Source organism: Pseudomonas sp. GW821-FHT01E05 (assembly GCF_059422425.1).
Window position 1 is genome coordinate 134,043 of the sequence record NZ_JBWKWW010000012.1, and the last position, 14,507, is coordinate 148,549.

13 protein-coding genes are annotated in these 14,507 nt (G+C 59.8%); all 13 read left to right on the forward strand.

Annotated features, from left to right (window positions below):
• Positions 1 to 243: 243 nt before the first annotated feature.
• The 13 genes from mraZ to AC07W5_RS24325 are packed head-to-tail and all read left to right on the forward strand — an operon-like array spanning position 244 to position 14,504.
• Positions 244 to 699 carry a division/cell wall cluster transcriptional repressor MraZ gene (mraZ, locus tag AC07W5_RS24265; protein WP_019693566.1) on the forward strand — a complete coding sequence of 152 codons (456 nt, stop codon included), beginning with the start codon at positions 244 to 246 and terminating at the stop codon, positions 697 to 699.
• Entirely contained in the window at positions 696 to 1,643 is a 948-nt protein-coding gene (gene rsmH, locus AC07W5_RS24270) for a 16S rRNA (cytosine(1402)-N(4))-methyltransferase RsmH (RefSeq protein WP_495024476.1), read from the forward strand. Before mraZ ends, rsmH begins: the two co-directional genes overlap by 4 nt.
• Positions 1,640 to 1,933, forward strand: coding sequence for a cell division protein FtsL (gene ftsL, locus AC07W5_RS24275; RefSeq protein ID WP_494991861.1), 294 nt, complete (start codon positions 1,640 to 1,642; stop codon positions 1,931 to 1,933). Before rsmH ends, ftsL begins: the two co-directional genes overlap by 4 nt.
• Positions 1,933 to 3,672, forward strand: coding sequence for a peptidoglycan D,D-transpeptidase FtsI family protein (locus tag AC07W5_RS24280; RefSeq protein ID WP_494992139.1), 1,740 nt, complete (start codon positions 1,933 to 1,935; stop codon positions 3,670 to 3,672). Before ftsL ends, AC07W5_RS24280 begins: the two co-directional genes overlap by 1 nt.
• The gene (locus AC07W5_RS24285; protein WP_494991862.1) at positions 3,672 to 5,135 is read left to right on the forward strand and encodes a UDP-N-acetylmuramoyl-L-alanyl-D-glutamate--2,6-diaminopimelate ligase; all 1,464 of its coding nucleotides are present in this window, start codon (positions 3,672 to 3,674) and stop codon (positions 5,133 to 5,135) included. The genes AC07W5_RS24280 and AC07W5_RS24285 overlap by 1 nt, the downstream gene beginning before the upstream one ends.
• Positions 5,128 to 6,495: a UDP-N-acetylmuramoyl-tripeptide--D-alanyl-D-alanine ligase gene (locus tag AC07W5_RS24290; protein ID WP_494991863.1), complete on the forward strand. Its 1,368-nt coding sequence runs from the start codon at positions 5,128 to 5,130 to the stop codon at positions 6,493 to 6,495. The genes AC07W5_RS24285 and AC07W5_RS24290 overlap by 8 nt, the downstream gene beginning before the upstream one ends.
• Positions 6,495 to 7,577: a phospho-N-acetylmuramoyl-pentapeptide-transferase gene (gene mraY / locus AC07W5_RS24295; RefSeq protein ID WP_494991864.1), complete on the forward strand. Its 1,083-nt coding sequence runs from the start codon at positions 6,495 to 6,497 to the stop codon at positions 7,575 to 7,577. Before AC07W5_RS24290 ends, mraY begins: the two co-directional genes overlap by 1 nt.
• Positions 7,578 to 7,582: 5 nt before the next feature.
• Positions 7,583 to 8,929 (forward strand): UDP-N-acetylmuramoyl-L-alanine--D-glutamate ligase, encoded by a 1,347-nt coding sequence (gene murD, locus AC07W5_RS24300; RefSeq protein WP_494991865.1) that lies wholly within the window; start codon positions 7,583 to 7,585, stop codon positions 8,927 to 8,929.
• Positions 8,926 to 10,143, forward strand: a complete 1,218-nt coding sequence (gene ftsW / locus AC07W5_RS24305; RefSeq protein ID WP_494991866.1) for a putative lipid II flippase FtsW — start codon at positions 8,926 to 8,928, stop codon at positions 10,141 to 10,143. The genes murD and ftsW overlap by 4 nt, the downstream gene beginning before the upstream one ends.
• The gene (gene murG / locus AC07W5_RS24310; protein WP_494991867.1) at positions 10,133 to 11,203 is read left to right on the forward strand and encodes an undecaprenyldiphospho-muramoylpentapeptide beta-N-acetylglucosaminyltransferase; all 1,071 of its coding nucleotides are present in this window, start codon (positions 10,133 to 10,135) and stop codon (positions 11,201 to 11,203) included. Before ftsW ends, murG begins: the two co-directional genes overlap by 11 nt.
• Before the next feature lie 13 nt (positions 11,204 to 11,216).
• On the forward strand, positions 11,217 to 12,656 hold the full coding sequence (murC, locus tag AC07W5_RS24315) for a UDP-N-acetylmuramate--L-alanine ligase (RefSeq protein WP_494992140.1): 1,440 nt from the start codon (positions 11,217 to 11,219) through the stop codon (positions 12,654 to 12,656).
• A complete protein-coding gene (locus AC07W5_RS24320) occupies positions 12,653 to 13,633 on the forward strand; it encodes a D-alanine--D-alanine ligase (protein ID WP_495011166.1) in 981 nt (326 codons plus the stop codon). Before murC ends, AC07W5_RS24320 begins: the two co-directional genes overlap by 4 nt.
• A 4-nt stretch (positions 13,634 to 13,637) precedes the next feature.
• Positions 13,638 to 14,504: a cell division protein FtsQ/DivIB gene (locus tag AC07W5_RS24325; protein WP_494991869.1), complete on the forward strand. Its 867-nt coding sequence runs from the start codon at positions 13,638 to 13,640 to the stop codon at positions 14,502 to 14,504.
• The last annotated feature ends 3 nt before the right edge of the window (positions 14,505 to 14,507 follow it).

A 14,507-nucleotide genomic window follows, 5' to 3' on the forward strand; every position in this document is an offset into this window, starting at 1 on the left:
AACAAATCACTTTAACTTCTGATCGTAGCTTTATGAGCGGGCTGAAGTTAATGAGTTAAAACATCCGCCAAATTCTTTCTACCCCTCCCTTTAGTCTCCTAAATCTCCGATCTGTAAGGCTTTTCCGTCACTCCGCGCCTTGACGGTGTGGTGGGCGCATTCCTATAGTGTGCGCAAGTGGCGGAAAGTGGCATGAAGTGGGTTTTTTGAGCGCAAAACGCTAATATTTGGAGAAACGCTGACGTGTTTCGCGGAGCCAACGCTATCAGTCTCGATGCAAAAGGCCGTCTCGCCATGCCGAGCCGGTATCGTGACGAGCTCGTTTCGCGAAGTTCCGGGCAATTAATCGTCACCATCGATGCCGTTGATCCTTGTTTATGCGTTTATCCCCTCGATGAGTGGGAGCTGATTGAAACCAAACTGCGCGCACTGCCTTCGCTGCGCGAAGAAAACCGTCGCTTGCAACGTTTGCTGATCGGTAATGCCGTCGACCTCGAGCTCGATGGCAGTGGTCGTTTTCTGGTCCCGCCACGTTTGCGCGAATATGCCAAGTTGGATAAGCGCGCAATGCTGGTTGGCCAACTGAACAAGTTCCAATTGTGGGACGAGGATGCCTGGGACGCCGTTTCTGCTGCGGACCTGGCTGCCATTCAACAACCGGGCGCCATGCCTGATGAACTGCGTGATTTGATCCTGTGACTATTGATAGCGGCTTTAACCACATCACCGTACTGCTTGACGAAGCCGTCGAGGCTCTCGCCGTACGTCCTGATGGCTGCTATCTGGACGGTACGTTCGGGCGCGGCGGGCATAGTCGCCTGATACTCAGCCAGCTCGGCCCCGATGGTCGAGTGCTGGGATTCGACAAAGATCCTCAAGCGATTGCCACAGGGCAAGCGCTGGCGGCCGAAGACGGCCGCTTTGTCATTGTGCAGCGCAGCTTTGCCGAGATGGGTTCGGAAATTGCCGATCGCGGTCTGGCCGGCAAGATCAACGGCGTTCTGCTCGACCTGGGCGTTTCCTCGCCACAACTCGATGATCCAGAGCGTGGCTTCAGCTTCATGAACGATGGCCCGCTGGACATGCGCATGGACCCGAGTCGCGGTGTCAGCGCAGCCGAGTTTATCGCCACGGCTGCGGCGGAAGAAATCGCCCGGGTGTTCAAGGAATATGGTGAAGAACGTTTCTCCGGGCGCATGGCCCGCGCGGTCGTCGAGCGTCGTGTAATCAAGCCGTTCGAGCGTACCGGCGATCTGGCCGAAGTCCTGAAAGTCGCCAATCCGGCCTGGGAAAAGGGCAAGCACCCGGCTACCCGGGCGTTCCAGGGTTTGCGCATTCACGTCAATAACGAGTTGGGCGATCTGGAAACCGGTCTTGAAGCCGCGCTGGAAGCCCTTGAAGTGGGCGGCCGTCTGGTCGTTATCAGCTTCCACTCGCTGGAAGACCGCATCGTCAAACTGTTCATGCGTCGTCTGGTCAAGGGCGAAGCCGATAACCTGCCGCGTAACCTGCCGGTGCGTTTCGAAACCTTCGTGCCAAAAATCAAGATCCATGGCAAGGCGCAGTTCGCTTCCGAGGCCGAGCTCAAGGCCAACCCACGCGCTCGTAGCGCTGTCATGCGCATCGCGGAGAAGCTTCGGTGAGCAAGCTCTTCGCCAAACCGCTTCCAGGCGGAAGCTTTTTCATGCTGCTGCTGTTTATAGGCGTGTTGGTGTCCGCGATTGCGGTGTCTTACAGCGCCCACTGGAACCGTCAACTGCTCAACGCCCTCTACAACGAGTTGAGCGTGCGCGACAAGGCGCAAGCCGAGTGGGGCCGGTTGATTCTTGAGCAGAGCACCTGGACCGCCCACAGCCGGATCGAAGTGCTGGCCTCCGAACAGCTGAAGATGCGAATTCCTGGCGCGGCTGAAGTCCGTATGGTGGCGCCATGATGAAACTCGAAGGCGCCCTTTATCCATGGCGCTTCCGCGTGGTGCTGGGTTTGCTGGCAGTGATGGTGTCGGCGATTGCCTGGCGCATCATTGACCTGCAAGTCGTTGACCGTGACTTCCTCAAGGGGCAGGGGGATGCGCGCAGCGTTCGTCATATTCCGATTCCAGCCCACCGCGGTCTGATTACCGACCGTAACGGTGAACCTCTGGCTGTCAGTACGCCGGTGACCACGCTGTGGGCCAACGCCAAGGAAATGCAACTGGCCAAGGACAAGTGGCCAGAATTGGCGGCTGCGATGGGGCAGGATCCCAAAGCGCTGAGCGAACGCCTCGAGGCGCAGGCCAATAAAGAATTTATCTATCTGGTGCGTGGTTTGACCCCCGAGCAGGGTCAGGCCGTGCTTGATTTGAAAGTGCCTGGTGTTTATGGCATCGAAGAGTTCCGGCGTTTCTACCCGGCCGGTGAGGTCACCGCGCACATGGTCGGCTTTACCGACATTGATGACCACGGCCGCGAAGGTGTCGAGCTGGCTTATGATGAGTGGCTGGCCGGTGTGGCGGGCAAGCGCCAGGTCATCAAGGACCGGCGCGGCAGACTGATCCAGGATGTCCAGGTCACCAAAAACGCCAAGGCTGGTAAGCCCTTGGCGTTGTCGATTGACCTGCGCCTGCAATATCTGGCCAACCGCGAACTGCGTAATGCCATTGTGGAAAACGGAGCCAAGGCCGGAAGCCTGGTGATCATGGATGTAAAGTCCGGCGAGATCCTGGCCATGGTCAACCAGCCCACTTACAACCCGAACAATCGTCGCAACCTGCAACCGATCATGATGCGTAACCGCGCCATGATCGATGTGTTCGAACCGGGATCGACCATGAAGCCGATCTCCATGAGTGCAGCCCTGGAAACCGGGCGCTGGAAACCCAGCGATACGGTCGAGGTCTACCCAGGTACGTTGCAGCTTGGCAAGTACACCATTCGCGACGTTTCCAAGACTGAAGGGCCGGTACTCGATCTGACCGGCATTCTGATCAACTCCAGTAACGTGGGCATGAGCAAGGTTGCCTTCGATATTGGCGGTGAAGCGATTTTCCGCCTGATGCAGAAGGTCGGCCTCGGTCAGGACACCGGTCTGGGGTTTCCGGGAGAGCGCGTCGGCAACCTGCCGAACTATCGGGATTGGAAAAAGGCCGAGACGGCCACGTTGTCCTACGGCTACGGCTTGTCGGTGACTGCGATCCAGCTGGTTCACGCCTTCTCGGCGTTGGCCAACAACGGCCGGATTGCACCGCTGACCCTGATCAAGACTGACAAGGCTCCAGAAACAACCCAGGTGATTCCGGAGAAAGTCGCCAAAACCATGCAAGGCATGTTGCAGCAAGTAATTGAAGCGCCGCGTGGCGTGTTCCGCGCACAAGTGCCGGCTTATCACGTGGCCGGCAAGAGTGGTACCGCACGTAAGACTTCGGTTGGCACCAAGGGCTATGCCGAGAATTCATACCGTTCGCTGTTCGCCGGCTTCGGTCCGATGAGCGACCCGCGTTACGCGATCGTGGTGGTCATCGATGAGCCAAGCAAGGCTGGTTACTTCGGTGGTCTGGTTTCTGCGCCGGTGTTCAGCAAAGTGATGTCCGGGACCCTGCGCTTGATGAATATTTCACCGGATAACCTGCCGCCTGTGCAACAAGCGAATGCAGCACCAGCTAATGCAGCACCAGCTAAAGGAGGGCGCGGTTAATGTCTCTTAGCCTGAACAAGATTTTTGCCCACGCCGGTCGTGATCTGTTGATTCGCGAGCTGACGCTCGATAGCCGCAATGTTCGCGCAGGCGACCTGTTTCTCGCGGTCCCAGGCGGTAAAGTGGATGGCCGTGCACACATTGTCGACGCCTTGCAGCGCGGTGCGGCTGCCGTGGCCTATGAAGTCGACGGCGCTACTGTTCTGCCTATTACCGATGTGCCGCTGATTCCGGTCAAAGGCCTGGCGGCGCAGCTGTCGGATATCGCCGGGCGTTTCTATGGTGACCCGAGCCGCAACCTGAATCTGGTCGGTGTGACCGGTACCAACGGTAAAACCAGCGTGACCCAATTGGTTGCGCAGGCACTCGACTTGCTCGGCCAGCATTGCGGCATCGTCGGCACATTGGGTACGGGTTTTTACGGCGCGCTACAAAGTGGCCTGCACACCACGCCCAATCCGATTGCCGTGCAGGCGACTCTGGCGGACCTGAAAAAGGCGGGTGCGAAAGCCGTGGCGATGGAAGTCTCCTCCCATGGTCTGGATCAAGGCCGCGTCACCGCTCTGGCGTTCGATGTGGCGGTGATGACCAACCTGTCCCGGGATCACCTGGATTATCACGGGACCATGGATGCCTACGCCGACGCCAAGGCCAAGCTGTTCGGCTGGGCTGATCTGAGCTGCCGGGTAATCAATCTCGACGACGATTTTGGTCGGCAACTGGCCGCCGAAAAACATGAGTCACGCCTGATCAGCTACAGCCTGGAAAATTCCAGCGCTTACCTGTATTGCCGTGAAGCGCAGTTCGACGACGAAGGCGTGCGCGCCACATTGGTCACACCTCAGGGCGAACACCATTTGCGCAGCACCTTGCTCGGTCGTTTCAACCTGAGCAACGTGTTGGCGGCTGTCGGCGCCTTGCTCGGTCTGGACTACGCGCTGGACGAGATCCTGCAAGTGCTGCCGAAACTCGAAGGCCCGGCCGGTCGCATGCAGCGCCTGGGTGGCGGCACTCAGCCGCTGGTAGTGGTCGATTACGCCCACACCCCGGACGCGCTGGAAAAAGTTCTGACGGCCCTGCGTCCTCATGCCAAGGGCAAGTTGCTGTGCCTGTTCGGTTGCGGTGGTGATCGCGATCGCGGCAAGCGCCCGTTGATGGCGCAAATAGTCGAGCGTCTGGCGGACGGTGTATTGGTCACCGACGACAATCCGCGCACCGAAGCTCCCTCGAGAATTTTCGACGATATCCGCGTCGGTTTCAGCGCTGTGGATAAAGTCACATTCGTGGCCGGTCGCGGCCAGGCCATTGCCCAACTGATAGCCAGTGCCTCGGCCGACGATGTGATCGTTCTGGCCGGTAAAGGTCATGAGGACTATCAGGAAATCAACGGCGTGCGCCATGACTTCTCTGATCTGGTGGAGGCCGACCGCGCCTTGACCGCATGGGAGGTGGCCCATGCTTAAAGCCTTGAAGTTGAGCGAAGTGGCCGGCCCGTTGGCCGGCCGTGTGCTGACTGCCGATTGCAATTTCGATGGCGTCAGCATCGACAGTCGGGCGATCAAGCCGGGCCAGTTGTTTGTCGCCCTGACCGGGCCGCGTTTCGATGGTCATGACTACCTGAACGACGTTGCCAGCAAAGGCGCGGTCGCAGCTCTGGTCGAGCGTGAAGTGGCGAACAGCACATTGCCGCAACTGCTGGTCAAGGATACTCGTCAGGCCTTGGGTGAACTCGGCGCGCTGAACCGCGCTGCGTATTCGAACCCGGTCGCGGCAATCACCGGCTCCAGTGGCAAAACCACGGTCAAGGAAATGCTCGCAAGCATCCTGCGCACGCGCGGGCCGGTACTGGCGACCCGTGGCAACCTGAACAATGACCTTGGCGTTCCGCTGACCTTGCTCGAGCTGGCCGCGGAACACACTGCGGCAGTCATCGAACTCGGTGCTTCGCGTATCGGCGAGATTGCCTACACCGTCGGCATGACCAAACCGCATGTGGCCGTGATCAACAACGCCGGGACTGCCCACGTCGGCGAATTCGGCGGGCCGGAAAAAATCATTGAAGCCAAGGGCGAGATTCTGGAAGGGCTGGACGCCGATGGCCTCGCCGTTCTGAACCTTGACGACAAGGCTTTTGATATCTGGAAGAAGCGTGCCGCCGGTCGCCAGGTGCTGACCTTTGCCTTGAACGATAGCCGTGCCGATTTCCATGCCAGCGATCTGGATCGTGACGCACGCGGTTGCCCGTCCTTCAAGCTGCACAGCCCGCAAGGTGTCGAGCACGTTCAGCTGAACCTGCTTGGCAACCACAACGTTGCCAATGCCCTGGCAGCGGCAGCGGCTGCCCATGCCTTGGGTGTGTCGCTGATCGGCATCGCCACGGGGTTGAATGCGGTGCAACCGGTCAAGGGCCGTGCCGTCGCGCAACTGGCGACCAACGGCATGCGCGTGATTGATGATTCTTACAACGCGAACCCCACCTCTATGTGCGCTGCCGTTGATATACTTGCCGGCTTTTCCGGACGCACCGTTCTGGTGCTCGGAGATATTGGCGAGTTGGGCGCGTGGGCGGAGCAGGGGCATCGTGACGTTGGCGCTTATGCCGCCGGCAAGGTTTCTGCGCTCTACGCCGTTGGGCCGATGATGGTTCACGCCGTGGCAGCTTTTGGCCAACAGGCTTATCACTTCGCCACTCAGGCCGAGCTGATCGAAGCGCTGGGTGCCGAACACGATACAAACACCACAATTTTGATCAAGGGATCGCGCAGCGCGGTGATGGAAAACGTCGTCGCGGCTTTGTGTGGTTCCAGCGGGGAGAAACATTAATGCTGCTGCTGCTGGCTGAGTATCTGCAACAGTTCTACAAAGGCTTCGCGGTCTTCCAGTACCTGACCCTGCGCGGGATCCTCGGTGTGCTGACCGCGTTGTCGTTGTCGCTGTGGCTGGGGCCATGGATGATCCGCACCTTGCAGAATCGCCAGATCGGTCAGTCGGTGCGTAACGACGGGCCGCAATCGCACCTGTCCAAATCGGGCACGCCGACCATGGGCGGTGCGTTGATCCTTTCCGCAATCGCTGTCAGCACACTGCTCTGGGCTGACCTGGATAACCGTTACGTCTGGGTCGTGCTGCTGGTGACACTGCTGTTCGGCGCGATTGGCTGGGTCGATGACTACCGCAAGGTGATCGAGAAGAACTCTCGTGGTCTGCCAAGTCGCTGGAAGTATTTCTGGCAATCGGTGTTTGGCCTGGGTGCAGCAGTCTTCCTATATATGACTGCGCCAAGCGCGGTTGAAACTACGCTGATCCTGCCAATGCTCAAAGATGTAAGCATTCCGCTGGGCGTCGGCTTCGTGGTGCTGACCTATTTCGTCATCGTCGGCTCGAGTAATGCGGTCAACCTGACCGATGGTCTCGACGGCCTGGCGATCATGCCGACCGTCATGGTCGGCGGCGCGCTGGGGATCTTCTGCTACCTCTCGGGTAACGTGAAGTTCGCCGAATACCTGCTGATCCCTTATGTACCGGGCGCGGGTGAGCTGATTGTGTTCTGCGGCGCGTTGATCGGTGCCGGCCTTGGGTTCCTCTGGTTCAACACTTACCCGGCACAAGTCTTCATGGGCGACGTCGGTGCACTGGCGCTGGGTGCGGCGCTGGGCACCATTGCAGTCATCGTCCGTCAGGAAATCGTCCTGTTCATCATGGGCGGCGTGTTCGTGATGGAGACCCTGTCTGTCGTCATTCAGGTTGCTTCCTTCAAGCTGACCGGTCGTCGTGTGTTTCGCATGGCGCCGATTCACCACCACTTTGAACTCAAGGGCTGGCCCGAGCCGCGCGTGATCGTCCGCTTCTGGATCATCACCGTGATTCTGGTCCTGGTCGGCCTTGCCACCCTGAAGCTGAGGTAGAACGAGTGTCTCTGATCGCTTCTGACCACTTCCGCATCGTTGTCGGCCTCGGCAAGAGCGGCATGTCCCTGGTTCGCTTCCTGGCGAGTCGGGGTGTGTCGTTTGCTGTGGCCGATACGCGGGAGAATCCGCCGGAGCTGGTCACGCTGCGCCGTGATTACCCGCACGTGGACGTGCGTTGTGGCGAGCTGGACGTTGAGTTCCTGTGCCGTGCCGACGAGCTCTACGTGAGCCCGGGCCTGGCCTTGGCGACGCCGGCGCTGCAAGCGGCAGCAGCCCGTGGCGTGAAACTTTCCGGTGATATCGAGCTGTTCGCGCGTAACGCGAAAGCGCCGATCGTCGCCATCAGCGGTTCCAACGCGAAAAGCACCGTGACCACGCTGGTGGGTGAAATGGCAGCGGCGGCCGGCAAGCGTGTTGCGGTCGGCGGCAACCTTGGCACACCAGCGCTGGATCTGCTCAGCGACGACGTCGAGCTGTACGTGTTGGAGCTGTCGAGTTTCCAGCTTGAAACAACAGATCAACTCGGTGCGGAAGTCGCCACCGTATTGAACGTCAGCGAAGACCACATGGACCGCTACAGCGGTCTGCCGGCGTATCACCTGGCCAAACACCGGATCTTCCGTGGTGCCAGGCAGGTTGTGGTGAACCGTCAGGATGCCTTGACCCGTCCGTTGATGGGCGAGGGGTTGCCGTGCTGGACCTTCGGTTTGAGCCAGCCTGACTTCAAGGCTTTCGGTCTGCGTGAAGAGAACGGCGAGAAGTATCTGGCCTTCGAATTCCAGAACCTGATGCCGGTTCGCGAGTTGAAAATTCGTGGTGCTCACAATCAGTCCAACGCCCTGGCGGCCCTGGCCCTGGGGCATGCCGTGGGGCTGCCGTTCGACGCCATGCTGTCGAGCCTGCGCACTTTCGCCGGCCTTGAGCATCGCTGCCAGTGGGTCCGGGACCTGAATGGCGTGAGCTACTACAACGATTCCAAAGCCACTAACGTGGGCGCCGCTTTGGCCGCCATTGAAGGCTTGGGTGCAGACATCGCCGGCAAGTTGGTGCTGATTGCTGGCGGCGATGGCAAGGGGGCGGATTTCAAGGACCTGCGCGCTCCGGTTGCGGCCAACTGCCGTGCCGTGGTGCTGATGGGCCGTGACTCGGAGTTGATTGCCAAGGCGATCGGCGACGAGGTTGCGCTGATTCGCGTCAATTCGCTGATTGAAGCCGTTGAGCGCTGCAAGGCTGTCGCCGAACCGGGCGACGCTGTGTTGCTGTCTCCGGCCTGCGCCAGTTTCGACATGTTCAAGAACTACGAGGAGCGTGGGCACTTGTTCGCCCGGGCCGTGGAGGGCTTGAAATGATCTTCGCGAATATCATCAAGCCGTACCCATCGCCGATCATCACCGGTCGCGGTATCGACCTCGACTTCCCGATGCTTGCCGGTTGTCTGGCGCTGCTCGGTCTTGGCCTGGTCATGATCACATCGGCGTCCTCGGAAGTCGCCGCGGTACAGTCCGGCAACACGCTGTACCACATGATTCGCCACCTTGTTTATCTGGTCCTCGGCCTCGGTGCCTGCGTCGTGACCATGATGATCCCGATTGCAACCTGGCAACGTCTGGGCTGGCTGATGCTGATCGGCGCCTTCGGTTTGCTGGTCATGGTGCTGCTGCCCGGGATCGGTCGTGAGGTTAACGGCTCGATGCGCTGGATTGGTTTCAGCTTCTTCAACGTCCAGCCTTCCGAGATCGCCAAAGTCTTCGTGGTGCTCTACCTGGCCGGTTATCTGGTACGCCGTCAGAAGGAAGTCCGCGAAAGCTGGATGGGCTTCTTCAAGCCGTTCATCGTATTGCTGCCTATGGCTGGTCTGCTGCTGATGGAGCCGGACTTCGGGGCCACCGTCGTGATGATGGGCGCCGCAGCGGCGATGCTGTTCCTCGGGGGGGTCGGGCTGTTCCGTTTCACCTTGATGGTGGTGCTGGCGGTGGCTGCGGTGACGATTCTGGTTCAGGCCCAGCCCTACCGTATGGCGCGTCTGATTACCTTTACCGACCCGTGGGCCGACCAGTTCGGTTCCGGCTACCAGTTGACTCAGGCGCTGATCGCTTTCGGGCGTGGTGAATGGTTCGGCGTCGGCCTGGGCAACAGCGTGCAGAAACAGTTCTACCTGCCCGAAGCCCACACTGACTTCGTATTCTCGGTCCTGGCTGAAGAGCTGGGCGTGGTTGGCTCGCTGGCGACCATCGGCCTGTTCGTCTTCGTTTGCATACGTGGCATGTACATCGGGTTGTGGGCAGAAAAGGCCAAGCAATTCTTTGCGGCTTATGTTGCGTACGGCTTGTCGTTCCTGTGGATCGGCCAGTTCCTGATCAACATCGGTGTGAACGTCGGCTTGCTGCCGACCAAAGGTCTGACCTTGCCGTTCCTCAGTTATGGCGGCAGTTCCCTGGTTATTTGCTGCGCCTGCCTCGGTTTGTTGCTGCGTATCGAATGGGAAAGCAGAACTCATTTGGGCAGTGAGGAGATGGAGTTCAACGAGAGCGACTTCGCTGAGGAGCCGACTCATGGGCGCTAATGTGCTGATCATGGCTGGCGGTACAGGCGGGCACGTGTTCCCGGCGCTGGCCTGTGCCCGTGAATTCCAGACGCGCGGCTATACCGTGCACTGGCTGGGCACGCCACGCGGGATCGAGAACGAGCTGGTGCCAAACGCTGGTCTTGCCCTGCATCTGATCAACGTCAGCGGCCTGCGCGGCAAAAGTAAATTGTCCTTGCTCAAGGCGCCGTTCGTACTGCTCAAGGCGATCTGGCAGGCGCGCAAGATCATTCGTCAGTTGCAGCCGGTCTGTGTCCTGGGGTTTGGCGGTTATGTCACCGGTCCCGGTGGCGTTGCGGCCAAACTGGCTGGCGTGCCAGTAATCGTTCACGAACAAAATGCCGTCGCTGGTACCGCCAATCGGCTGCTGGTGCCGCTGGCTGCCCGAGTCTGCGAAGCTTTCCCGGATACCTTCGGGGCATCGAACAGCCGCCGGACCACCGGTAACCCGGTGCGTACCGAGCTGTTCCTCGAAACACCGCGCCAGGCTTTAGCCGGACGCAAGGCGCGTTTGCTGATCCTGGGCGGAAGCCTGGGGGCTGAGCCGCTGAACAAACTGTTGCCTGAAGCCCTGGCGCAAGTCTCTGTCGAGCTGCGCCCGGAAGTGTTTCATCAGGCTGGAAAAAATCATGATGAAGTGACCGCCGAGCGCTATCGCGCCGTTGGCGTCAATGCGCAAGTGCAACCCTTCATCAAAGACATGGCCCAAGCCTATGGCTGGGCCGACCTGGTGGTTTGTCGCGCAGGCGCGCTGACCGTCAGTGAACTGGCTGCCGCCGGTCTGCCCTCGTTGCTGGTGCCTTTGCCCCACGCAATCGACGATCACCAGACCCGCAATGCCGATTATTTGGCTCGTGAAGGCGCTGCCTTCCTGATGCCGCAAAGAACGACTGGCGCAGCCGATCTGGCTGCTCGCCTGACAGAGGTTTTGATGCAACCGGAACGACTCAATAGCATGGCGAGCGCTGCCCGTCGCCTGGCCAAACCCGATGCCACCCGTAGCGTGGTCGATATCTGCCTGGAGGTGGCCCGTGGTTGAGAATCAGAAAGCCATGCCTCAACCGGAAATGCGCCGTATCCGTCGTATCCACTTCGTCGGTATCGGTGGCGTCGGTATGTGCGGGATTGCCGAAGTGTTGTTGAACCTGGGCTATGAAGTTTCCGGCTCCGACCTGAAAGCTTCGCCGGTGACCGAGCGTCTCGAGTCTTTCGGTGCGCACATCTATATCGGCCACCGCGCCGAGAACGCGGCGAACGCCGATGTCCTGGTGGTTTCAAGCGCCGTGAACACTTCCAACCCGGAAGTCGCCACTGCTCTGGAGCGCCGGATTCCGGTAGTGCCGCGCGCCGAAATGCTCGCCGAACTGATGCGTTATCGCCACGGCATCGCCGTTGCCGGTACTCACGGCAAAACCACCACGACCAGCCTGATCGCCTCGGTGTTCGCGGCCGGTGGTCTGGACCCTACCTTCGTCATCGGTGGCCGGCTGAATGCAGCAGGCACCAATGCACAGCTGGGCACCAGCCGTTATCTGATCGCCGAAGCTGATGAAAGCGATGCCAGCTTCCTGCACCTGCAGCCACTGGTAGCGGTCGTCACCAATATCGACGCCGATCACATGGCGACCTATGACGGTGACTTCAACAAACTGAAGAAAACCTTCGTCGAGTTCCTGCACAACCTGCCGTTCTACGGTTTGGCTGTGGTCTGCCTGGACGATCCTGTCGTGCGCGAGATCCTGCCGCAGGTCAAACGCCCGACGGTCACCTACGGCTTCAGCGAAGAAGCCGACGTGCGCGCGATCAATGTTCGCCAGCAAGGCATGCAGACCTTCTTCACCGTGCTGCGTCGTGACCGCGAGCCGCTGGATGTCTCGGTGAACATGCCGGGTAACCACAACGTATTGAACGCCCTGGCAACCATCTGTATCGCCACCGACGAGGGCATCAGCGATGAAGCCATCGTTCAGGGCCTGTCGGGCTTCCAGGGTGTGGGCCGACGGTTCCAGGTGTACGGCGAGCTGCCGGTGGAAGGCGGCAGCGTGATGCTGGTTGACGACTACGGTCACCACCCGACCGAAGTGGCCGCAGTGATCAAAGCCGTGCGCGGTGGCTGGCCGGATCGGCGTCTGGTGATGGTTTACCAGCCGCACCGTTTCAGTCGCACTCGTGACCTGTATGACGATTTCGTGCAGGTGCTGGCTGATGCCAATGTGTTGCTGTTGATGGAAGTCTACCCGGCCGGTGAAGAACCGATTCCAGGTGCCGACAGTCGTCAGCTGTGCCACAGCATTCGTCAACGCGGTCAGCTCGACCCGATCTACATCGAGCGTGGCGTCGAACTGGCACCGCTGGTCAAGCCGCTGCTGCGTGCCGGCGACATTCTGCTCTGCCAGGGCGCCGGTGATATCGGTGGTCTCGCACCAAAACTATTGATCAGTCCGCTGTTTGCGGGTGCCGTTGCCGCTGCCGGTCAGGGGAAGTTGAAATGACTGCTGCCTACGCCAACCTGTTCTCGACGATCGAGCCGAAAGACTTCGGCCGCGTTGCCGTGCTGTTCGGTGGCAAGAGCGCCGAACGCGAGGTTTCGCTCAAATCCGGCAACGCCGTTCTCGATGCATTGCAAAGCGCGGGTGTGAACGCCTTCGGCATCGATGTCGGTGATGATTTTCTGCAACGTTTGCTGAGCGAGAAAATCGACCGCGCCTTCATCATTCTCCACGGTCGTGGCGGTGAAGACGGCAGTATGCAGGGCCTGCTCGAATGCCTGGGCATTCCTTACACCGGCAGCGGCATCCTCGCCTCGGCGCTGGCCATGGACAAGCTGCGGACCAAGCAGGTCTGGCACAGCCTGGGTATTCCTACGCCGCGTCACGCGGTACTGAGCAGCGAAGCCGACTGTATTTTGGCGGCGACGGAACTGGGCTTCCCTTTGATCGTCAAACCGGCCCATGAAGGTTCAAGTATCGGTATGGCCAAAGTGAATTCCACGCCCGAGTTGATCGACGCCTGGAAAGCGGCCAGTACCTACGATTCGCAAGTGTTGGTCGAGCAATGGATTCAAGGTCCGGAGTTCACCATCGCCACCCTGCGTGACCAGGTGTTGCCACCGATCGCCCTGGGCACGACCCACAGTTTCTACGACTACGACGCCAAGTATGTGGCTAGCGATACCCAGTACCGGATCCCGTGCGGCCTCGATAGCGCAAAAGAACAAGAACTCATGGACCTCACGGCAAAAGCCTGTGAGGCGTTGGGTATTGCCGGTTGGGGACGGGCTGACGTGATGCAGGACGCCGAAGGGCAGTTCTGGTTTCTGGAAGTCAACACTGCACCGGGTATGACCGACCACAGTCTGGTCCCAATGGCAGCCCGTGCTGCCGGCCTGGATTTCCAGCAGTTGGTGTTGGCGATTCTGGCTGCAAGTGTTGCCAGTAACGCTGCCGGTAACAAAGAGCCGCGAGGTTAAGACCATGCAAGGCCACCAGCTACGTCATCCGCAACCCGCTCCTGGCCGTAAGCCGGTGCCGCGTGGTGCCAGCCGTATGGTGGCCAAAGAGCCAATGTCGGTGCGCCTGCCGAAAGCCAATTTCGGCTTTCTGAAAAGCCTGTTCTGGCCGGTGCTATTGGTGGCTCTGGGCTTCGGTACCTACGAAGGCGCGCAGCGTTTGCTGCCTTATGCCGACCGGCCAATTACCAAGATCAACGTCCAGGGTGATTTGAGTTACATCAGCCAGCAAGCCGTGCAGCAGCGAATCGCCCCTTACGTGGCCTCGAGCTTCTTCACCATTGACCTGGCCAGCATGCGTACCGAGCTTGAGACGATGCCCTGGATTGCCCACGCCGAAGTGCGTCGCGTCTGGCCTGATCAGGTGGTGATTCGCCTGGAAGAACAACTGCCCGTGGCCCGTTGGGGCGACGAAGCACTGTTGAACAACCAGGGCGAGGCGTTCACCCCGCGTGAGCTGGCGAACTACGAACACCTGCCACAGCTGTTCGGCCCGCAGCGCGCTCAACAGCAAGTGATGCAGCAGTACCAGGTGTTGAGCCAGATGCTTCGGCCGATGGGTTTTTCGATTGCCCGTCTGGAGCTGCGTGAACGTGGCAGCTGGTTCCTGACCACCGGTGCCGGCAGCGCCGGTCCGGGGATCGAACTGTTGCTCGGTCGTGATCATCTGGTCGAGAAGATGCGCCGCTTTATCGCCATTTATGAAAAAACGCTGAAAGAACAGATTACGAACATTGCGCGCATCGATCTGCGCTATGCCAACGGCCTGGCCGTCGGCTGGCGGGAACCTGTAGCGCCCACGACGGCCCAACCCGCCGTCGCGAAGAATTAAGAA

Bases quoted from the DNA above. Each gene is read 5' to 3' on its own strand.
- AC07W5_RS24280 (WP_494992139.1), top strand. From the start codon at position 1,933: ATGAAACTCGAAGGCGCCCTTTATCCATGGCGCTTCCGCGTGGTGCTG.
- AC07W5_RS24285 (WP_494991862.1), top strand. From the start codon at position 3,672: ATGTCTCTTAGCCTGAACAAGATTTTTGCCCACGCCGGTCGTGATCTG.
- AC07W5_RS24290 (WP_494991863.1), top strand. From the start codon at position 5,128: ATGCTTAAAGCCTTGAAGTTGAGCGAAGTGGCCGGCCCGTTGGCCGGC.
- mraY (WP_494991864.1), top strand. From the start codon at position 6,495: ATGCTGCTGCTGCTGGCTGAGTATCTGCAACAGTTCTACAAAGGCTTC.
- ftsW (WP_494991866.1), top strand. From the start codon at position 8,926: ATGATCTTCGCGAATATCATCAAGCCGTACCCATCGCCGATCATCACC.
- murG (WP_494991867.1), top strand. From the start codon at position 10,133: ATGGGCGCTAATGTGCTGATCATGGCTGGCGGTACAGGCGGGCACGTG.
- murC (WP_494992140.1), top strand. From the start codon at position 11,217: ATGCCTCAACCGGAAATGCGCCGTATCCGTCGTATCCACTTCGTCGGT.
- AC07W5_RS24320 (WP_495011166.1), top strand. From the start codon at position 12,653: ATGACTGCTGCCTACGCCAACCTGTTCTCGACGATCGAGCCGAAAGAC.
- AC07W5_RS24325 (WP_494991869.1), top strand. From the start codon at position 13,638: ATGCAAGGCCACCAGCTACGTCATCCGCAACCCGCTCCTGGCCGTAAG.